Here is a 17,310-nt window from a genome sequence, read left to right as displayed (position 1 = left end):
CCGGGGCTGCGAGCTGGCTGGCAGGCACGTTCATTCGAGCGATCAGTACTCGATACGCACATCGCCCTTCGGCACACTGCAGCACGACAGGATGTAGCCTTCGGCTTCATCATCCTCGGTGATCCCACCGTTGTGCTCCATCTCCACTTCCCCACCCAGCTTCAGCACCTTGCACGTGCCGCAGATGCCCATGCCGCAGGCTTTGGGGATCATCAGGCCAAGCTTGGCGGCGGCGGCATGGACGGTTTCGCCCGGCGCCACGCGGATGCTCTTGCCCGAGGTAATGAACTCCACCTGGTGCAGGTCCGCCAGGTCGACTTCCGGCGCGTCGGCGGCTTGTTCGGCTTGCTCCACCGCATCGGCGCGGGCTTCGGGCGGCGTGGCGCCGAAGGATTCCTCGTGGTAGCGCGTCATGTCGAAACCGGCGGCTTCCAGCAGGCGCTTCACGGCGGTCATGTAGGGCGTTGGGCCGCAGCAGAACACTTCGCGCTCCAGGAAGTCGGGCACCATCAGTTCGAGCATCTTGTGGTTCAGGTAACCGCGGTAACCGGCCCATGGTTCGCCCAGGCCATGTTTTTCGCAGATCAGGTGCAGGCTGAAGTTATCGATCCGCGACGCCATGTGCTCCAGCTCGCGGTGGTAGATGATGTCTTTAGGCGAGCGGGCACTGTGGACAAAGGTCATGTCGACATTGGCATTGGTGTCGTAGAACCAGCGCGCCATCGACATCACTGGCGTAATCCCCACGCCGCCGCTGAGGTACAGCACTTTCGGACTGGGGAAGTCGATGGCGTTGAACAGCCCCACCGGTCCGTGCACCGCCAGCTCCTGGCCTTCATGCAAAGTGTCGTGCAGCCAGTTGGACACCTTGCCGCCAGGCACGCGCTTGATGGTCACCGAGAAGCTGTATGGCACCGATGGCGAGCTGGAAATGGTGTAGGAGCGCATGATCGGCTGCCCGTCGATTTCCAGCTCCAGAGTCACGAATTGCCCTGGTTTGAAAAAGAACAGGATCGGCTGGTCGGCCATAAAGCAAAAGGTGCGCACATCCCAGGTTTCCTGGATGACTTTGACGCAACGGACGATGTGCCGACCATTGGCCCAGGTCTGGGTGGTTACCGGATTCAGGAAATTATTGGACATGTTGTTCTCCACCGCCGAGGTCGGCCTTATGGTGGCGATTCTGCGTAACGCGAGAACCGCCCACTTACCTATCTGCGACATTCACATACTTATCGCGACCAGCCCCCATACCACGGGGCTTGCGCGTCGGGATCAGAGTGGGCCATGTCGCTCATGGATAAGGTTCGCCGCATCAGCAGCCCCACACTCGCTCCCAACAACGACGCTTTCTTTACGCCTTGCTGCACACCTGATCAGCCACTATTCGCCGGCCACACAGAATGGCCATGAGGACCTACACGATGGACGTCACCGCAACCTTAAGCTTGGGCGATCCGCTGGAACCCGCACGCAAGGCCACCGCGCAAATGCTGCAAGAGCGCGAGCGCACCTTTTCGCTGCCGCAGCCGTTCTACTGCGATGAGCGTTTGTTCGATATCGACATGCAGGAGATCTTCCAGAAAGAGTGGTTGATCGCCGGCATGACCTGCGAGATTCCGACCAAGGGCAACTACCTGACCCTGCAAGTGGGCAAGAACCCGATCATCGTGATCCGTGGCGCCGAGGGCGTGGTACATGCGTTCCACAACGTGTGCCGTCACCGTGGCTCGCGCCTGTGCACCAGCGACAAGGGCAAAGTGGCCAAACTGGTCTGCCATTATCACCAGTGGACCTACGAACTGGACGGCCGCCTGCTGTTCGCCGGCACCGAGATGGGCGCCGACTTCGACATGAATCAATACGGCCTCAAGCCGGTCAACGTGAAGACCGCCGGCGGCTATATCTTCATCAGCCTGGCCGAAAACCCGCCGGCCATCGATGACTTCCTGTCGACCCTGAACCACTACATGGAACCCTACGACATGGAGAACACCAAGGTGGCGGTGCAAACCACCTTGATGGAAAAGGCCAACTGGAAACTGGTGCTGGAGAACAACCGCGAGTGCTACCACTGCGGCGGTTCGCACCCGGAGCTGCTCAAAACCCTGCTGGAATGGGACGACGTCACCGACCCACGCGCCGACCAGGCATTCAAGGACCACGTCGCCGCCTCGGCCGCTGCCTGGGACGCCGAGAAGATCCCGTACGCCCACGCCAGCTTCGGCCTGCGTAACCGCATCGTGCGGATGCCGCTGCTCAAGGGCACCGTGTCGATGACCCTCGACGGCAAACAGGGTTGCGCCAAGCTGATGGGCCGCATCAAGAACCCGGACCTGGGCTCGATGCGCATCCTGCACCTGCCGCACTCGTGGAACCACTGCATGGGCGACCACATCATTGTGTTCACGGTGTGGCCGATCAGCGCGCAGGAAACCATGGTCACTACCAAGTGGCTGGTACACAAGGATGCGGTCGAAGGCGTGGACTATGACGTGGAGCGCATGCGCCAGGTCTGGGACGCCACCAACGACCAGGACCGTCGCCTGGCAGAAGAAAACCAGCGCGGCATCAACTCCACGGCCTATCAACCGGGCCCGTACTCCAAGACTTATGAGTTCGGCGTGGTGAATTTCGTGGACTGGTACAGCGAGCGCATGCTGAGCAACCTGGGCGCGGCACCGGCGCCTTACCTCAAAGGCGTTGCGGCACACGAATAAACGCTCCTAATCGTTGGAAATGTGGGAAGGGGCCCGGCCCCCTCCCACAATCGAACCTCGCACTGCTTACTATTTGATCAGATCTCTCCCAGCCCCCTACCCGCCTGCCTTCCAGCCTTTGCCCAACAACTTATCCACAGAGCCACCCACAGCAATTGTGGGCAACTGCGCCAATTACCCAGAAATAAGTGAAGAAAATCCGTGACTTATTCAAGTTACGGGTTTGGGTGTGCATTTGATCATTTTTCGATCAATACGCTACAAGCCAATAAAATCGTGGCTCGCAGCACTACGTGAACACCTTATCCACAGAAGCGCCAACAGACTTTGGGGGCAACTTGCACGGCACTGTGGAAAACCGCGGCAACCCTGCATAAATCCAGGCTTTAGCACTATTTCAACGCTTCAATCAGCGAATTGATCACTTTTTAATCATTTCGATCAAAGCCTTTATCTTTAAGGCTTGTAGCCGATAGCAAACATCTTATCCACAGAAGCGCCAACAGGCTTTGGGGGCAAGTACAAATACCCCACCACGCTTATCCACACGCAAAACGCTTAAAAAACCGGGGCTTAGCCTGGTTGTTTTTCATACAGCAGGCTGCAGCCCTTAATTTACCTGAGCTACAGGCACCCACGAACACCTTATCCACAGCCAGACACACAGCGATTGTGGGTAACGTCCTAGGTGGTATTCGTCTGTACAAAAAACACTCCGCATCTACACTCACCTTTGCAGTTAATTTCACCAGCCTGGGTTAGTGCGGAAGTCCTTGGCGGGATAACCGGGAGGACCAACAGTGATGTGGCAGGGTATACCCAGCCATCACTGCGCCAAAGGTTTTACGCTGATTGAATTACTACTGACGCTGGCCTTGCTGGCCACGCTGGCGACAGTGGCTTATCCGCTGACAGCATTGATGGGCAAACGCGACCGAGAACTCGACTTGCAACGTTCGTTGCGAGAGATACGCCGCGCTATTGATTCCTACAAAGAAGCCAGCGACGACGGGCGCATCGAAAAGAGCGTCACTGCCAGTGGTTACCCGCCCTCTTTGCAGACATTGGTCGATGGCGTCACCGACCAGACCAACTTGCAAGGTCAAAAACTCTATTTTCTGCGACGCATTCCTCGCGATCCTCTCTGCGAATGTCCCGAACTGGCAGCGGAAAAAACCTGGCAATTGCGCAGTTACAAGAGCAGCGCCGATAACCCACAAGAGGGAGAAGATGTATTTGACGTTTCATCCCGCAGCACTCGGGAGAGTTTGAATGGAACGTTGTACAGCCAGTGGTGAGCGCGGTTTTACCCTGATCGAATTGCTGGTGGTGATGGCCATCATCGCCACACTCATGACGCTGGTCACCCCCCAGTATTTTCGCCAGCACGCCAAGGCCCAGGAAACCGTGCTGCGCCACAACCTCTCCACCATTCGCCAGGCGCTGGATCAATACCGCGAAGACCACGGCGAGAACCCCGACTCCTTGCAAGCCCTGGTGGACCGCCGCTACCTGCGCGAAATCCCTCTGGACCCGCTGACCGGCAAGCGCGACACCTGGCAACTGCAACCCTCCGACGAACAAGGCCTGGGCGACGTACGCAGCGGCGCACCGGGCACCGCTAACGATGGGACGGCCTATGCAGACTGGTAAGCAGCGCCAGCACGGCTCGGTGTTCATGGGCATGCTGGTGACGGTGGCCGTCGTGGCCGTGATGCTGATGGAGACGGGCACGCTGTGGTCCAGCGTGTTGCAGCGCGAACGCGAACTGGAACTGCTGGCGCGCGGCAACGAAATTCGCCGGGCCATCGGCCTGTACTACAAGGCCGGCAATGCCTTTCCCAAGTCCCTCGAAGACCTGGTGCTTGACCGGCGCCAACCGACCGTCAAGCGCTACCTGCGCCGGGTCTACGCCGACCCGCTGACCGGCACCACCGAGTGGGGCGTCGTGCCAGGGCCGGGCGACACCATCATGGGCGTGTTCAGCCAAGCCAAGGGCACGCCGTTCAAGCAAGGCAACTTTGCGGTCATCAATCAAAGTTTTACAGGGCAAGGCAGTTATCAAGGGTGGGTGTTTCTGTATGGCTCTGTACAGAGTAACCCTGCAACCCGCGTCACTCCTCTGGGAGATCAGCTGACTCGATGATTTCAACGATATGAACACACTGATCGTTCCAGCAGTTCGGAACTTGTTTATCTGGATTGAAGGTGGACTAGAGCATGAATAAGTACATGAAGAGTTTTATCAAATGGACAGTGCCTGCTTTGTGTTTGGTACCGACCTTGAGTTGGGCACATGGTGCTCTGGATATCCCGGCATCACGTGCGGTGAATTGCCAGGCTACCGGAGGCTACTGGCAATCAGAGGATGGGTCCTCCATTGTGGATAAAGGTTGCCGAGAATCAGCCACGCTATTTGGTACCCCTGCCCAAAAAGTATTCGCCGCGCAACAATGGCATGAGGTTTCACACATCCCAGGGATTAATAATCCATCGATGGATCAGATTAAAGCCATTATCAAAGACGGCCAGATCTGTGCTGCAAATGACCCCAGAAAAGCCAGCCTGGATTACCCAACGCCCTACTGGACCAAGACTGACGTGACGTCCGGACAGCCGCTGACCCTCCGACTTATTGGCACCGCCCCCCACGTACCCAGCAAGTTCTATACATTTGCCAGCAAACCAGGCTTCAATTCGGCCACGGACAAATTGAAGTGGAGCGATCTGGTGCAGTTGGGCCAGGAAGAGATATTTGAAGTTGCGAAAACAAACTGGCAAACGCCGCCCAGACTACCCGGTGCATCGGGCTACTTCGAAACAGTAAGAACTATCCCGAATGGGCTTTCGGGCAATGGGTTGATTGTCGGCATCTGGGTACGGGACGATCCGAATGGAGAGTTTTTCATTTCGTGCTCGGACGTGAACTTCACAGGTGGAGGTGTGCCTGAGAAACTTCACAATATCGGCACGTTTATCAATGGCGACATGAGTACGCTCAAACCTGGCGACTCCGTGCACTATCGGATTTTTGGTAACGATGGGGCAAAAAAAGAACTGGTCGATATCATTCATAAAATCAGCGCAGCAAATCTGCCGCCTGTTCAATGGGGCAAAGAAATAGCCGACCAAGTCAATCCCTCCATCGCCAAAATCGGCGAGCTAGAGGGCTCGATCGTTACTTACAACGTGCAAAACCCTTTAAGCAACTCGACTTATGCCACTCAACAAGGTTACAGCCAGGCGATGTCGATCATTGCAGGTGAAGGCCCAGGCCCTGTTAATCCGGCGCCACCTATAGCACGGATCACAGGTCCCACTGCATTGAAGTCGGGCGAGACCTTCACATTCAGTGGCACTACGTCAACGGGGAGCAATGGCCCGTTGTTGTATCAATGGGCCGTCCCCGGGATGACGGGCGCACAGAATGGCGCGACCATCAGCGGCAAGGCCTACCAAGTCCCAGAAGTAACCACGTTTGAAGCACGATTGATCGTTCGGGACCAGCAAAACGGTAAAACCGATCCGGCGAAGCTCTCCTTTACCGTAGAACCTGCAAGCGGAGACACGGATTACCCTCAGTGGAAACCGAATGGCGGCTATAACAGCGGCTCACAAGTATCCAATTATGGAGTGAAGTACCGGTGCAAACAGGGATCGGCAGGCGCATGGTGCGGGCAGAATGAAAATGAACCCGGCAAACCCGGTTCCACTTTCTGGCAGCGCGCATGGGATGTTGTTCCTTGAGCCACTGGCATATGCACTGACTTGATAACAGCAAGTGCCAAACGTTATAGGGCGCCTTACGGCGCCTTATATCGCGCAACGCTACAATTGGAAGCAGTACTGGTTATAACGCAGTCCTACCGGCGGTGCCCGCTTCCCCAGCGGGCCGGAAGAGTTGATCACAACCGCCGAGTATCGCCATGCGCACACGCATACTTATCACCCCCTTCCAACGCGCCTTTACGCTGCTGGAACTGCTGGTCGTCCTGCTGATCATCGCCCTGCTCGCCGGCTATGTCGGACCCAAGATGTTCGACCGCCTGGAGCTGGCCAAGGTGCAAACCGCCCAAGGCCAGATGAAGTCCATCGCCGATGCGTTGAACCAGTACCGCCTGGACAACGGCAACTACCCCGACGAAGCCCTCGGACTGAATGCGCTGACTACGCGGCCCGCCAATGCGGGCAATTGGCAGGGGCCTTACTTGAAGACGTTGCCACCTGACCCCTGGGGCAACCCATATCTCTACAAAAACCCGGGCACCCCGCCCAACGACGCCGAGATCATCTCCCTGGGCCGCGACGGCAAGGCCGGCGGCGTCAACACCTACGCCGACATTGTCTACGGGCTGTAACGGCTCATGTGCACGCTGCGGATTGTTCTGACGCTGCTGTGCCTTACGGGCACCGCCCAGGCCAATTGCTGGCAACTGGCGGCCAGTCGTTATCACGTTGATCCGCTCTTGCTGTACGCCATCGCCAGGGTCGAGTCCGGCCTCAACCCCCGTGCGCGCAATATCAATGCCGACGGCAGCCAGGACATCGGCCTGATGCAGATCAACAGCCGCCACTTACCGGCATTGGCGCGGTTCGGCATCACCGAACAGCACCTGATCACTCAGCCTTGCACCAGCGTGATGGTCGGCGCGTGGATCCTGGCCGGTTTTATCCGCGAAAACGGCTACGGCTGGCAGGCCGTAGGCGCCTACAACGCCGGGCCCAAGCCGGACCGCGAGGCGCGCCGTACGCGTTACGCCCTGGCGGTGTGGCGTTACTACGGCGAGTTGCTGCAACAGCGCCGGCAACTGGCGAGGCAAACGCCATGATCGAAATAGACGCCCGCATCATCCGCGACGGTCATTTGCAGTCCCTGCACCTGCAAGCCGTTGACCTGGCCCAGGCGCGCCAGCTATTGCAGGCCGACGGCGCCCAGGTCATCTCGCTCAAAGCCCGTCGCCAACTCAAATTGCCGAGCCGGCGCTCCAAGTTCGCCCTCGGCTTGTTCATCCAGGAATTGGTGGTGCTGCTGGACGCCGGCCTGGTGCTGGTAGAAGCGGTGGAAACCCTGCGCGACAAAGCACCGCCGGGGATAAATCGGCAGGTCATGAGCGAGCTACTGGCCTCGATGTATGAGGGTAACTCGCTGTCCAGGGCAATGCAGCTCAAGCCGCAGACGTTTCCTTCATTGCTGATCGCCACCGTGGCGTCCTCCGAACACAGCGGCCAATTGGCCGTAGCCCTGCGCCGCTACCATCACTTTGAAGCGCATTTGGAAACCGTGAAAAAACGCGTCAGCGGTGCCCTGATGTACCCCCTGGTAGTGCTTAGCGTGGGTGCGTTGATCCTGTTGTTTTTGCTGTTCTTCGTGATCCCGCGTTTCGCCTCGGTGTTCGACGCCGTCGCCGACTTACCCGCCACCGCGCGCTTCATGGTGTGGTGGGGCGCGCTGGTAGACGCACGCGGCATGGAGTTGCTGATCGGCCTGGCGCTGGCGGTAGGTGCGCTGGTGCTGCTGTTTCGCAGCGCCGGGTTCAAGCGTCGCGTGGCCGAGCTGTTCTGGAAGATTCCGAGCCTGGGCGCCCAGCGCACGCTGTTCATCCTGGCGCGTTTCTACCGCACCGCGGGCATGTTGCTGATGGGCGGGATGCCGGTGGTTACGGCGGTAGAGCTCTCCGGTGCCTTGCTGCCGGTGGAACGCCAAGCGGCCCTGCGCCAGGCCATGACCGATATCCAGGCCGGTCAGCCATTGTCCACCTCCCTGGCCCGCCACCAACTGACCACCGCCGTCGCCGAACGCCTGTTGCGGGTAGGCGAGCAAAGCGGCGAATTGGCAGCGATGTGCGAGCGCATCGCGCAGTTTCACGATGAAGCCTTGGAGCGCGCCATCGAGCTGTTCAGCAAGGTCTTCGAGCCCTTGTTGATGCTGGTGGTGGGCGGGCTGATCGGCCTGATTGTGTTCATGTTGTACATGCCGATTTTTGAACTGGCAGGCTCCATCCAGGGGTGACGCAATGAACGAGAACACGCACAAGTGGCAGGCCTTGGCGAGCCAACGGGGCATCACATTGGCGGCATACCTGACCGAATTGCTGACCACCGCCCCTGACCAACTGCACACAGTCGCCGAGCCGTTGGGGCTGCTCGCCATCGGGCCTGAGCAGCTGGGCGAAGACTGGCGTTTCGACCTGTTGCCCCTGCCCCAGGCCCTGCTGCATAACGTGCTGCCCCTGGATCACCTGGGCCAACCCTGCCTGGTGCTGGGCGACCCCTTTACCCTGGCCAGCCGACACTGGTTGCAGTCTTCCAGTACCCTGCGCCAACTGCCTCTGGCCATGAGCCTGCCCGGTGCGGTCAACGCCCAGTTGACCAAAGCCGAAGCCAGCCAGCGGGTGATGCAACCCTTCGGCGAAGATGACCCTGACGCACCGATCGGCCAGGCCGCCCAGGAAATCTCCTTGAGCAGCATCGCCCGCGACGACAATCTGGTGGTGCGCCTGGTCAACTCCATGCTGTTCGATGCGCTACAAAGCCGCGCCAGTGACATCCATGTGGAAACCACTCCCGGTGGATTGGTGATCAAGTACCGCATCGACGGCGTGTTGCAGCAGATGGGCCAGGCCAGCGGCATGGACATGGCCGAGCAGGCGCTGTCGCGGATCAAGGTGTTGTCGGAGCTGGATATCGGTGAGCGACGCGTGCCCCAGGACGGGCGTTTCAAGATGAAGATCCAGGGGCGCGAAGTGGATTTTCGCGTGTCGATCATGCCCAGCATCCACGGCGAAGACGCGGTGCTGCGCATCCTCGACAAATCCCAGCGCGGCGAATCCCTGAGCCTGGAGGCCCTGGGCCTGGCCGCCGACACCATCGCCCGCATCCGCGCCCTGGCCAGCGAGCCCTACGGCATGCTGCTGGTCACCGGCCCCACCGGCAGCGGCAAATCCACAACCCTGTATGCCGCGTTGTCGGAGACCAACACCGGCGAGAAAAAAATCATCACCATCGAGGACCCGGTGGAATACGAACTGCCCGGCGTGCTGCAAATTCCGGTCAACGACAAGAAGGGCCTGACCTTTGCCCGTGGCCTGCGCTCGATCCTGCGCCACGACCCGGACACGATCCTGGTGGGCGAAATCCGCGACGGTGAAACCGCGGGCATCGCAGTGCAGGCGGCGCTGACCGGGCACTTGGTGATGTCGTCGGTACACGCCAATAGCGCATTCAGCGTACTCGAACGTTTCACCTATATGGATGTGGACCCGGCGAGTTTCGTCGAAGCCCTCAACGGCGTGGTCGCCCAACGCCTGGTGCGGCGCATCTGCGCAGATTGCGCGGTGGAGGCCGAACCCGACCCGGACATTGCCCGCCTCGCCCAGTTGCCCGAGGCCCAGTTGAAACAAGGTCACTACCGCGTGGGCAAGGGCTGCGACGCTTGCCGCCACACGGGTTATCGCGGCCGGCTGGCCCTGGCGGAGGTTCTGAGCATGAACGACACCATCAAGGAGGGTCTGCTGGCGCGCAGCTCAGCGTCCACTCTGCGGGAGCTGGCCCGTGGAGCCGGCCATGTGTTTATTCGCGACATTGCCCTGGCCCACGCCGCCCAGGGCGACACCACGCTCAAGGAGATCCACCGTGTCATTTCCCTTTATTGAGCACGTGGTCTGGCTGCATCGCGACGCTGCCGAGTGGGCCGCACGCGCGCGCTGGCGTGGCGCACCTGTCTGGCACGCGCAATGCAAAGGTACCCCGCTGGCCGCCTGCGCCGAACTGTTGGAGCAGGCGCCGCGCGGACGCGTGAAGTTCCTTGACCGGGCCACGGTGCTGCTGGGTTATCCCCATGTGCATTACCTGCTACTGCCGTGGCAACCCGAGGTGTACAGCGCCCAGGACTGGCGAGGTTTCGCCGAGGGGATGTTCAGCCAGCAGGCCAATATCGATGCCGAGCACTGGCAAGTGCAGGTCGCCGATAGCCCGTTCGGTCAACCGCGCCTGGCGGTCGCCACACCACGAGAATTACTGCTGGACCTGCGCGAACTGTTCAAGCTCAACCGCTTGCCGCTGGTGACCTGCACCCCCGTGCTGACGGCGGTCGCCCAACAGTACTGGCGGCACCTGCCTGACGATTGCGTGGTGGCCGTGCCCGAGGCCGGCAGCCTCAGTTGCCTGTATCGACACTTGGGCATCATCGATCAGGTATGCGTGATCCCCACCCAACCCGGCAGCACCTTGAGCGACAACTTGTTTACCGCCGACCTGCTGGTCGAGCGGCATGCCCCGGCCACGCTCGTGGTCAGCAACGCGCCGGCGGAGCATCGCTTGGGGCCCGTGCACCCGTGGCTGGAGGAGGCGCCATCATGAAAGCCAGGCTCGCCGGTGTCTGGCAACAGTTGCGCGCGCCCAGCGCACCGCGTGTCGATTTCCAGCGCCCCGCCCCCACCCACCGCGCCCTGGTGGCCGCGCTGTGGTTGATGACGAGCCTGTTACTGGTGAGCACTTGGCATCACTGGCAACGCATGGTGCACCAGCAGCAACAGACCGATGTGCTGGAGCAGCAATTTATCCAACTGACCCGCCGTCAGGAGCAGTTGATTCAGGCGGCCATCCGCTTGTCGCCCCAGCAAAGACAACAACTGGCGAGCTTCGCCCAGCAAAAGGCCACACCGTTTGCCTTGATGGATGGCGTGGCCCAGGCCTGGTCCAAGGAGATCGCCCTGACCCGCGTAGAGGTCAACACCCAGGCTCAAGTGCTGCACCTGGATCTGGAGGTGAAACAACTGGGCGATGCCTTTCGCTTCGTGGACCGGCTCCAGGCCCAGCCTGGGGTGCAAGTGAACCTGCAACAAAGCGCACTGAAGAGCAACGACCCGCAGCATCCAGTGCAGGTCAAACTCACCGTTGGCGCAGGGTAGCCGGCCATGGACACCCTCGTTCGCCACCTGCCGCGCCTGCGCTGGCACCTGATGCAGTGGCGCCAGCGCCTGGGCTTCTGGGGCCTGTTGGCCGTGGGCGTAATGGCGGCGGTGCTGTTGATCGAAGTCGTGCTGATTCAACCGGCCAGCAGCGCCGACAGCCAGCGACGCCAGGCGCTGCAAGCGGGTATCGACGAGCAGCCCCAGGACGTTCAAGTGACGGAACCGGCAGTGGTCGAAGCGCTGCCCACCGCACGCGACTTTGCCCCGCGCCTGGAAAAACTGCTGGGCCTGCTGAGCCAACGCGGTTTCATCATTGAGCAAACCACTCTGGCCTACTCCACGCCGGGGGAGACCGGGCTGCAACGTCTGGATGCGCAGATTCCCCTATCCGGCCCTTACTTCCTACTGCGTGAGGCCTTGACCGACATCGCCAAAGAGCCGGCGGTACGCATCGAAAACCTCACCCTGGAGCGCAAGGAAATCACCAGCGGCCTGCTCACCATCGACCTCAAAATCAGCGTGCTGGGGGTGGTGGAATGAAACTTCCGTTGTACCTGCGCATCCTGCTGGTGCTGACGTTGATCGGTTGCGGCTGGCTGTTCTGGCAAGACCAGCCCGAGCCCCTCGACAGCGCACCGGCCCCCGTCACCACCAAGCCAGCGCCGAGCGAACCGGCGGTGCCCACACCCACCGCCGAACCCGCGGAGACGATCGTCGACCTGTTTCCCATACAGACCTGGACCCCACCGCCGCCGCCCCCGCCGGTGGACAACGCACCGCGCAGGCCGCCAACGCTGCCCTTCAAGGTCAGCGCGCAATGGCGCTACGAGAACCAGGCGAAAATCGTCGTGCTCAGCGGCAACGGCGCTCAATACACCTTATGCAACCGCTGCTCGGTGCCGGGGCGCATCGTGCCCGGCAAGATGCTGGACGCCCATTACCGCTTGGACAAACTCACCGACACCGCCGTGGTGCTGACTTACATGCCGTTGAAGCATGTCAGCACCCTGCGCCTGGACAAGCACTGACCCGGGAGGGGCACGATCATGCGGCTTAGATGGATTCCCTTGGGCCTGGCGCTGTGCGCAGTGAGTGCGTGTGAAACCCAGCGGGCGATCAAGCAAAGCGATGAGTTGCGCCAACAGGGCGATATCGTGCGTTCGGTCGAGGTGCTGCAAGCCGAGGCCAAGGAAGACCCCGACGATATACAGCTGCGCACCGCGCAGTTCAGCAAGCTGGAGTTGCTGGTGGCCCAGTACAGCCGTGAAGCCAACGCCGCCATGGTGCGTGGCGATGACACCGCCGCTATCCGCGCCCTGGAGACCATCCTCAAGTACGACCCCAGCAACCTGGGCGCACGCCAGCAAATCCAGAGCATCCAGGCGATGAAACAACTGCGCCCGCAACTGGCGCGGGCCTATGAGATGAAACGCTCCAACCCGGTGGAAGCGCTTAACCTGGTGCGCCAGATCATCGCGCAAAAGCCCAACTACCGAGAGGCCCTGGACCTGCGCAACGCCTTGACCCGCGAACTGGTGAGTGCCGACCACCTCAGCGCCGACCTCTCCGAGGCCATGCGCAAACCTTTGAGCCTGGAGTTCAGTTCCCAGAGCCTGACCACGATTTTCGAGACCATCGCACGGTTATCGGGGGTCAATTTCGTCATCGACAAAGACGTCAACCCCAGCGCGTCGGCCAGCATGACCGCCAGCCGCACCACCGCCGAAGACGCGCTGAACCTGTTGCTAACCACCCAGGGCCTGGACAAGAAAATCCTCAACAACAACACCGTGCTGATTTACCCAAAGCGCCCGGACAAAGAACGTGAATACCGCGAGCTGGCGGTGCGCACCTTCTACCTCAGCCATGGCGATGCCAAGGTCGTGGCCGCTGAGATCAAGCAAGTGCTCAAGCCCAAGGAAGTGCTGGTGGACGAGCGCCTCAACGCCGTGCTGGTGCGCGATGGTCTGGACACCCTGAGTGCCGTGGAAAAACTGGTGGAGGCCATCGATATCGCGCAGTCGGAAGTGACCATCGATATCCAGGTGCTGGAAGTCAGCCTCAGCGACGAACTGAACCTGGGTATCCAGTACCCCGGCAGCATCGGCGTGTCCGTTGGCAACCTGAGCAACGTGCCGGCCGGGCTGGCGGGCATCCCGATCAGCGCCCTGCGCGGCATCAACGGCGACAATATTCTGCTGGATGCCAACAGCACCGAGGCGCGGATCAATATGCTGCAACGCAGCGGCAATACGGTGACCCTGGCCAACCCCAGGGTACGGGTGCGCAACCGTGAAGAAGCGCAGGTGAACATCGGCGATAAAATCCCGGTGGTGACCACTACCACGGCCAACCAGATCACCACCTCGTCGGTGTCTTACCAGGATGTGGGGTTGCAGATCACCGTCAAGCCGATCATCAGCCTGAGCGATGAAGTGAACCTGGAACTGAACGTGGAGATGAGCCATATCACCAAGCGCATCCCCAGCTCGGACAACGTACCGGCCACCTTTGAACTGGGCTCGCGCGCCACCAAAACCCTGCTCACCGCCCGCAACAATGAGACCCAGGTGGTTTCAGGCCTGATCCGCACTGCCGACGTCGACGAGGGTTCTGGCCTGCCCTGGTTGAGCAAAATCCCGTGGATCGGCAAAAAACTGTTCGGCACCAATGTGAATACCCAACAGAAAACCGAAATCATCCTGCTGCTGACGCCCCGGATCGAACGCAACCTGGACTTGCCGATTTCCCAGATCAGCACCTTTCACAGCGGCACCGAAGCGCGCAGTTCGACGCAGGGCATGATCCTGCGCGACACCACGGAAAAGATGATCCTCAAACCCACCGGAGGCGACCCGACGCCCGCGCTGCCGCCACCGATGCAGCAACCGGACGCCAACTGGCAGCCCTTGCCGCCGCCGTTACCGGATCTGGTGCCGAAGCCCGAGCCAGCCGCCCCTTAATCTCACAACTTGAAGAAGATCAAACTGTGGGCTGGAGCTTGCCCCCGATAGCGGTGGTTCAGTTAAAAATACTCAGGCTGACACACAGCAATCGGGGGCAAGCCCCCTCCCACATTGATCACCTTGAGCCGCTTGGGCCGGGGTTACCGGATCTGGCGCCGAATCCCGAGCCAGCCGCCCTTTAATCTCAGACCTTGAAGAAGAACAAACTGTGGGAGGGGGCTTGAACTGGCCTAATGATTTTGGACACTTCAATCGGGCGCTATGATGGCGCCCAAATCTGAGGTGTTTGGATATGCGTAAATCTTATTCGAGTGAGTTCAAGCTCAAGGCTGCCAGCATGGTGCTGGACGAAGGCCAGCCGGTTACCGAGGTGTGTGCCAGTTTGGATATAGGCCCTACCGCCTTGCGTCGTTGGGTCGATCAGGTACGCAAAGAGCGTTTGGGCTCGACGCCGGTAGGCGCCAAGGCGATTACCGCCGACCAGCGAGAAATTCAGAGGCTCAAAGCCCTGCTCAGGGAGAAAGACCTGGACATCGAAATCCTAAAAAAGGCCAGTGCTCTCCTGCTTTTGGACGCCAAAGATCATTCACGCTGATCGATGAGTTGGACGAGCAGTACGGCGTTAATCGGTGTTGCCGGGCGTTCGGCGTCAACCGCAGCAGCTTTTACGCTTGGCGTCAGCGCCAAGGTAAGGCTAACCCTCAGCGAGAGCAGCTTAAAGCCGCGCTGGTCAAGCATCACAAGGCATCGCGAGCTTCTGCGGGAGCGAGGACTTTGGCGAAGGAGCTGCAAGAGAAAGGGCATCGCATCGGCCGGTACTTGGCTCGCAGTTTGATGCGCGAAGCGGGGATCGCCAGCCGCCAGCGCCGACGCCATAAGTACAAATCGTCCGGCGTAGAAGCTTTGGTGGCACCGCACGTGCTCAAGCGTGAGTTTGATGTCACGGCGGTCAATCAGGTGTGGTGTGGCGACGTGACGTACATCAAGGTCGGCAAGCGGTGGCTGTATTTCGCTGCGATTCTGGATTTGTTCGCCCGTCGGATCGTGGGCTGGTCGTTTTCGATGATTTCCGATGCCACGCTGACCTGCGAGGCTTTGCGGATGGCGGTTGAGCTCAGAGGTCGTCCTAAAGAGGTGCTGTTTCATTCAGACCAAGGCTGTCAGTACACCAGTCATAAGTTCAGGAATGAGCTGCTGGCGCATGGCCTGCGGCAAAGCATGAGCCGTAAAGGTGAATGCTGGGATAACGCTCCGATGGAGCGTTTCTTTGGAAGTTTGAAATCAGAGTGGGTGCCCGAGACGGGTTACGCATCAGAACATGAGGCCCGAGCAGACGTGCAGCGTTATGTCTCGCGCTACAACATCACCAGGCCCCACAGTTACAACGATTACCGGTCGCCGGTCGTCAGGGAGAGACTGGCGGCATGAACCTTAAATGGTGTCCAAGAATACTTGACCAGTTCAGCTTGCCCCCGATAGCGGTGGTTCAGTTAAAAATACTCAGGCTGACACACGGCAATCGGGGGCAAGCCCCCTCCCACACTGATCACCTTGAGCCGCTTGGGCCGGGGTTACCGGACCTGGCGCCGAATCCCGAGCCCGCCGCCCCTTAATCTCAGGACTTGAAGAAAATCAAACTGTGGGAGGGGGCTTGCCCCCGATAGCGGTGATTCAGTTAAAAATACTGAGCCTGACACACGGCAATCGGGGGCAAGCCCCCTCCCACATTGATCACCTTGAGCCGCTTGGGCCGGGTTACCGGATCTGGTGCCGAAGCCCGAGCCAGCCGCCCTTTAATCTCAGACCTTGAAGAAGATCAAACTGTGGGAGGGGGCTTGCTCCCGATAGCGGTGGTTCAGTTAAAAATACTCAGGCTGACACACGGCAATCGGGGGCAAGCCCCCCTTCCACATTGGTTTTGCAGTACGGGTGGGTCAGCGTACGACGCCTTCCTCGATCAGCAACTTGAGGATGGCTTGGGCGCCTTCTTCAGCGCTGACGCCTTTGAGTACCTGCCCACCGCCGCCACTGGCCTTGGCCGTGGCCGCTTTCATGCGGTCGGCGCCGCTCTTGGCCTTGATCACCTTGAGCCGCTTGGGTCGGGGCTTGGCCGGTTGCAGGGTGGCACCCATCAACAGCGCATCGTCTTCGACCTCGACCTCATGGGCCGCCAGTTCCCCGCGCTGGCCCGGGCCATAGGCGCTCTGTCGTGGTTTGGGCGCGGCATTGTCCACCGTGGCCAGAAACGGCAGGCGCACCTTCAAGCGCCGCCGCTGGCCCCGTGGCAAAGCTTGCAGCACATGGGCCACGCCGCCGTCGATGGACTCCACCTGTGCCAGCCCCACAATCAGCGGCCAGCCCAATTGCTCGGCGAGCAAAAACGGCAGCATTCCCGAGCCTTCGCCGGTTTCCGCCTGGCTGCCGGTAAGCACCACCTGGGCTCCGGCATCACGCAGGTACTCGCTGAGTACCGGCAGTGCGTCGGCGGTGGCCGGTTGCTCCAGCACATGCAGTTGCGGCAAACCCATGCCCAGATAGCTGCGCAGGGTCGGCTCGGCGATGTTGCCGGCATGCAGCACCTGCAACTTATCCCCAGCCAGCTGCAAACCCAGCTCGACCGCGCGGGCGTCCTGCTCGGCGCGGCGCGGGCGACCGGAAGTCGGGTGGGCGCCGATGGACACCAGGCTGATTACATTCGTGCTCATGCTCATA

The 17,310-nt window shown here is 60.3% G+C and carries 18 protein-coding genes; 16 read left to right on the top strand and 2 right to left on the bottom strand.

The window, feature by feature from the left end:
• Positions 1-42 precede the first annotated feature (42 nt).
• On the bottom strand, positions 43-1,143 hold the full coding sequence (gene gbcB / locus K1567_RS18690) for a glycine-betaine demethylase subunit GbcB (protein ID WP_034115310.1): 1,101 nt from the start codon (positions 1,141-1,143) through the stop codon (positions 43-45).
• A gap of 281 nt (positions 1,144-1,424) precedes the next feature.
• On the opposite strand from gbcB, the gene gbcA reads away from it, so the two are divergent.
• From gbcA to K1567_RS18615, 16 genes are all read left to right on the top strand, one after another.
• On the top strand, positions 1,425-2,720 hold the full coding sequence (gene gbcA, locus K1567_RS18685) for a glycine-betaine demethylase subunit GbcA (RefSeq protein WP_034101156.1): 1,296 nt from the start codon (positions 1,425-1,427) through the stop codon (positions 2,718-2,720).
• Between the two features lie 803 nt (positions 2,721-3,523).
• Complete coding sequence (locus K1567_RS18680; protein ID WP_034101157.1) at positions 3,524-4,018, top strand: type II secretion system protein; 495 nt, start codon at positions 3,524-3,526, stop codon at positions 4,016-4,018.
• Positions 3,993-4,373, top strand: coding sequence for a type II secretion system protein (locus K1567_RS18675; protein WP_034101158.1), 381 nt, complete (start codon positions 3,993-3,995; stop codon positions 4,371-4,373). The genes K1567_RS18680 and K1567_RS18675 overlap by 26 nt, the downstream gene beginning before the upstream one ends.
• Entirely contained in the window at positions 4,360-4,866 is a 507-nt protein-coding gene (locus K1567_RS18670) for a hypothetical protein (protein ID WP_047882489.1), read from the top strand. The genes K1567_RS18675 and K1567_RS18670 overlap by 14 nt, the downstream gene beginning before the upstream one ends.
• A gap of 74 nt (positions 4,867-4,940) precedes the next feature.
• Positions 4,941-6,467, top strand: coding sequence for a lytic polysaccharide monooxygenase (locus tag K1567_RS18665; protein WP_080758798.1), 1,527 nt, complete (start codon positions 4,941-4,943; stop codon positions 6,465-6,467).
• A gap of 179 nt (positions 6,468-6,646) precedes the next feature.
• On the top strand, positions 6,647-7,078 hold the full coding sequence (gene gspG, locus K1567_RS18660; RefSeq protein ID WP_220698756.1) for a type II secretion system major pseudopilin GspG: 432 nt from the start codon (positions 6,647-6,649) through the stop codon (positions 7,076-7,078).
• Between the two features lie 6 nt (positions 7,079-7,084).
• Complete coding sequence (locus tag K1567_RS18655; RefSeq protein ID WP_220698755.1) at positions 7,085-7,549, top strand: transglycosylase SLT domain-containing protein; 465 nt, start codon at positions 7,085-7,087, stop codon at positions 7,547-7,549.
• Positions 7,546-8,730 carry a type II secretion system F family protein gene (locus K1567_RS18650; protein WP_220698754.1) on the top strand — a complete coding sequence of 395 codons (1,185 nt, stop codon included), beginning with the start codon at positions 7,546-7,548 and terminating at the stop codon, positions 8,728-8,730. Before K1567_RS18655 ends, K1567_RS18650 begins: the two co-directional genes overlap by 4 nt.
• Positions 8,731-8,734: 4 nt before the next feature.
• Positions 8,735-10,372 (top strand): GspE/PulE family protein, encoded by a 1,638-nt coding sequence (locus K1567_RS18645; RefSeq protein WP_220698753.1) that lies wholly within the window; start codon positions 8,735-8,737, stop codon positions 10,370-10,372.
• Positions 10,353-11,078, top strand: a complete 726-nt coding sequence (locus tag K1567_RS18640) for a hypothetical protein (RefSeq protein ID WP_310794502.1) — start codon at positions 10,353-10,355, stop codon at positions 11,076-11,078. The genes K1567_RS18645 and K1567_RS18640 overlap by 20 nt, the downstream gene beginning before the upstream one ends.
• On the top strand, positions 11,075-11,629 hold the full coding sequence (locus K1567_RS18635; RefSeq protein ID WP_034115314.1) for a hypothetical protein: 555 nt from the start codon (positions 11,075-11,077) through the stop codon (positions 11,627-11,629). Before K1567_RS18640 ends, K1567_RS18635 begins: the two co-directional genes overlap by 4 nt.
• Before the next feature lie 6 nt (positions 11,630-11,635).
• Positions 11,636-12,172: a hypothetical protein gene (locus tag K1567_RS18630; protein ID WP_034101169.1), complete on the top strand. Its 537-nt coding sequence runs from the start codon at positions 11,636-11,638 to the stop codon at positions 12,170-12,172.
• Positions 12,169-12,660: a hypothetical protein gene (locus K1567_RS18625; protein ID WP_220698752.1), complete on the top strand. Its 492-nt coding sequence runs from the start codon at positions 12,169-12,171 to the stop codon at positions 12,658-12,660. Before K1567_RS18630 ends, K1567_RS18625 begins: the two co-directional genes overlap by 4 nt.
• A gap of 18 nt (positions 12,661-12,678) precedes the next feature.
• On the top strand, positions 12,679-14,595 hold the full coding sequence (locus K1567_RS18620; RefSeq protein WP_034139611.1) for a secretin N-terminal domain-containing protein: 1,917 nt from the start codon (positions 12,679-12,681) through the stop codon (positions 14,593-14,595).
• 295 nt (positions 14,596-14,890) lie between these two features.
• A complete protein-coding gene (locus tag K1567_RS28050) occupies positions 14,891-15,193 on the top strand; it encodes a transposase (RefSeq protein WP_040267329.1) in 303 nt (100 codons plus the stop codon).
• An 8-nt stretch (positions 15,194-15,201) separates the two neighbouring features.
• Positions 15,202-16,026, top strand: coding sequence for an IS3 family transposase (locus tag K1567_RS18615; RefSeq protein ID WP_405045956.1), 825 nt, complete (start codon positions 15,202-15,204; stop codon positions 16,024-16,026).
• 506 nt (positions 16,027-16,532) lie between these two features.
• On the opposite strand, the gene K1567_RS18610 is transcribed toward K1567_RS18615, so the two are convergent.
• On the bottom strand, positions 16,533-17,303 hold the full coding sequence (locus K1567_RS18610) for an electron transfer flavoprotein subunit beta (protein ID WP_034139613.1): 771 nt from the start codon (positions 17,301-17,303) through the stop codon (positions 16,533-16,535).
• Positions 17,304-17,310: the final 7 nt, after the last annotated feature.

This window comes from Pseudomonas sp. S5F11 (assembly GCF_019641515.1).
GTDB lineage: Bacteria > Pseudomonadota > Gammaproteobacteria > Pseudomonadales > Pseudomonadaceae > Aquipseudomonas > Aquipseudomonas rhodesiae.
The sequence above is the reverse complement of the archived record's forward strand: the minus strand, read 5'-3'. Positions and strand labels throughout refer to the sequence as shown.

What these genes read in the sequence shown, in the direction of transcription:
- K1567_RS18680 (WP_034101157.1), top strand. Translation starts at nt 3,524, where the DNA reads ATGTGGCAGGGTATACCCAGCCATCACTGCGCCAAAGGTTTTACGCTG.
- K1567_RS18670 (WP_047882489.1), top strand. Translation starts at nt 4,360, where the DNA reads ATGCAGACTGGTAAGCAGCGCCAGCACGGCTCGGTGTTCATGGGCATG.
- K1567_RS18630 (WP_034101169.1), top strand. Translation starts at nt 11,636, where the DNA reads ATGGACACCCTCGTTCGCCACCTGCCGCGCCTGCGCTGGCACCTGATG.
- K1567_RS18625 (WP_220698752.1), top strand. Translation starts at nt 12,169, where the DNA reads ATGAAACTTCCGTTGTACCTGCGCATCCTGCTGGTGCTGACGTTGATC.
- gbcA (WP_034101156.1), top strand. Translation starts at nt 1,425, where the DNA reads ATGGACGTCACCGCAACCTTAAGCTTGGGCGATCCGCTGGAACCCGCA.
- K1567_RS28050 (WP_040267329.1), top strand. Translation starts at nt 14,891, where the DNA reads ATGCGTAAATCTTATTCGAGTGAGTTCAAGCTCAAGGCTGCCAGCATG.
- K1567_RS18620 (WP_034139611.1), top strand. Translation starts at nt 12,679, where the DNA reads ATGCGGCTTAGATGGATTCCCTTGGGCCTGGCGCTGTGCGCAGTGAGT.
- K1567_RS18675 (WP_034101158.1), top strand. Translation starts at nt 3,993, where the DNA reads ATGGAACGTTGTACAGCCAGTGGTGAGCGCGGTTTTACCCTGATCGAA.
- K1567_RS18665 (WP_080758798.1), top strand. Translation starts at nt 4,941, where the DNA reads ATGAATAAGTACATGAAGAGTTTTATCAAATGGACAGTGCCTGCTTTG.
- K1567_RS18650 (WP_220698754.1), top strand. Translation starts at nt 7,546, where the DNA reads ATGATCGAAATAGACGCCCGCATCATCCGCGACGGTCATTTGCAGTCC.
- K1567_RS18635 (WP_034115314.1), top strand. Translation starts at nt 11,075, where the DNA reads ATGAAAGCCAGGCTCGCCGGTGTCTGGCAACAGTTGCGCGCGCCCAGC.
- K1567_RS18655 (WP_220698755.1), top strand. Translation starts at nt 7,085, where the DNA reads ATGTGCACGCTGCGGATTGTTCTGACGCTGCTGTGCCTTACGGGCACC.
- gspG (WP_220698756.1), top strand. Translation starts at nt 6,647, where the DNA reads ATGCGCACACGCATACTTATCACCCCCTTCCAACGCGCCTTTACGCTG.
- K1567_RS18645 (WP_220698753.1), top strand. Translation starts at nt 8,735, where the DNA reads ATGAACGAGAACACGCACAAGTGGCAGGCCTTGGCGAGCCAACGGGGC.
- gbcB (WP_034115310.1), bottom strand. Translation starts at nt 1,143, where the DNA reads ATGTCCAATAATTTCCTGAATCCGGTAACCACCCAGACCTGGGCCAAT.
- K1567_RS18610 (WP_034139613.1), bottom strand. Translation starts at nt 17,303, where the DNA reads ATGAGCACGAATGTAATCAGCCTGGTGTCCATCGGCGCCCACCCGACT.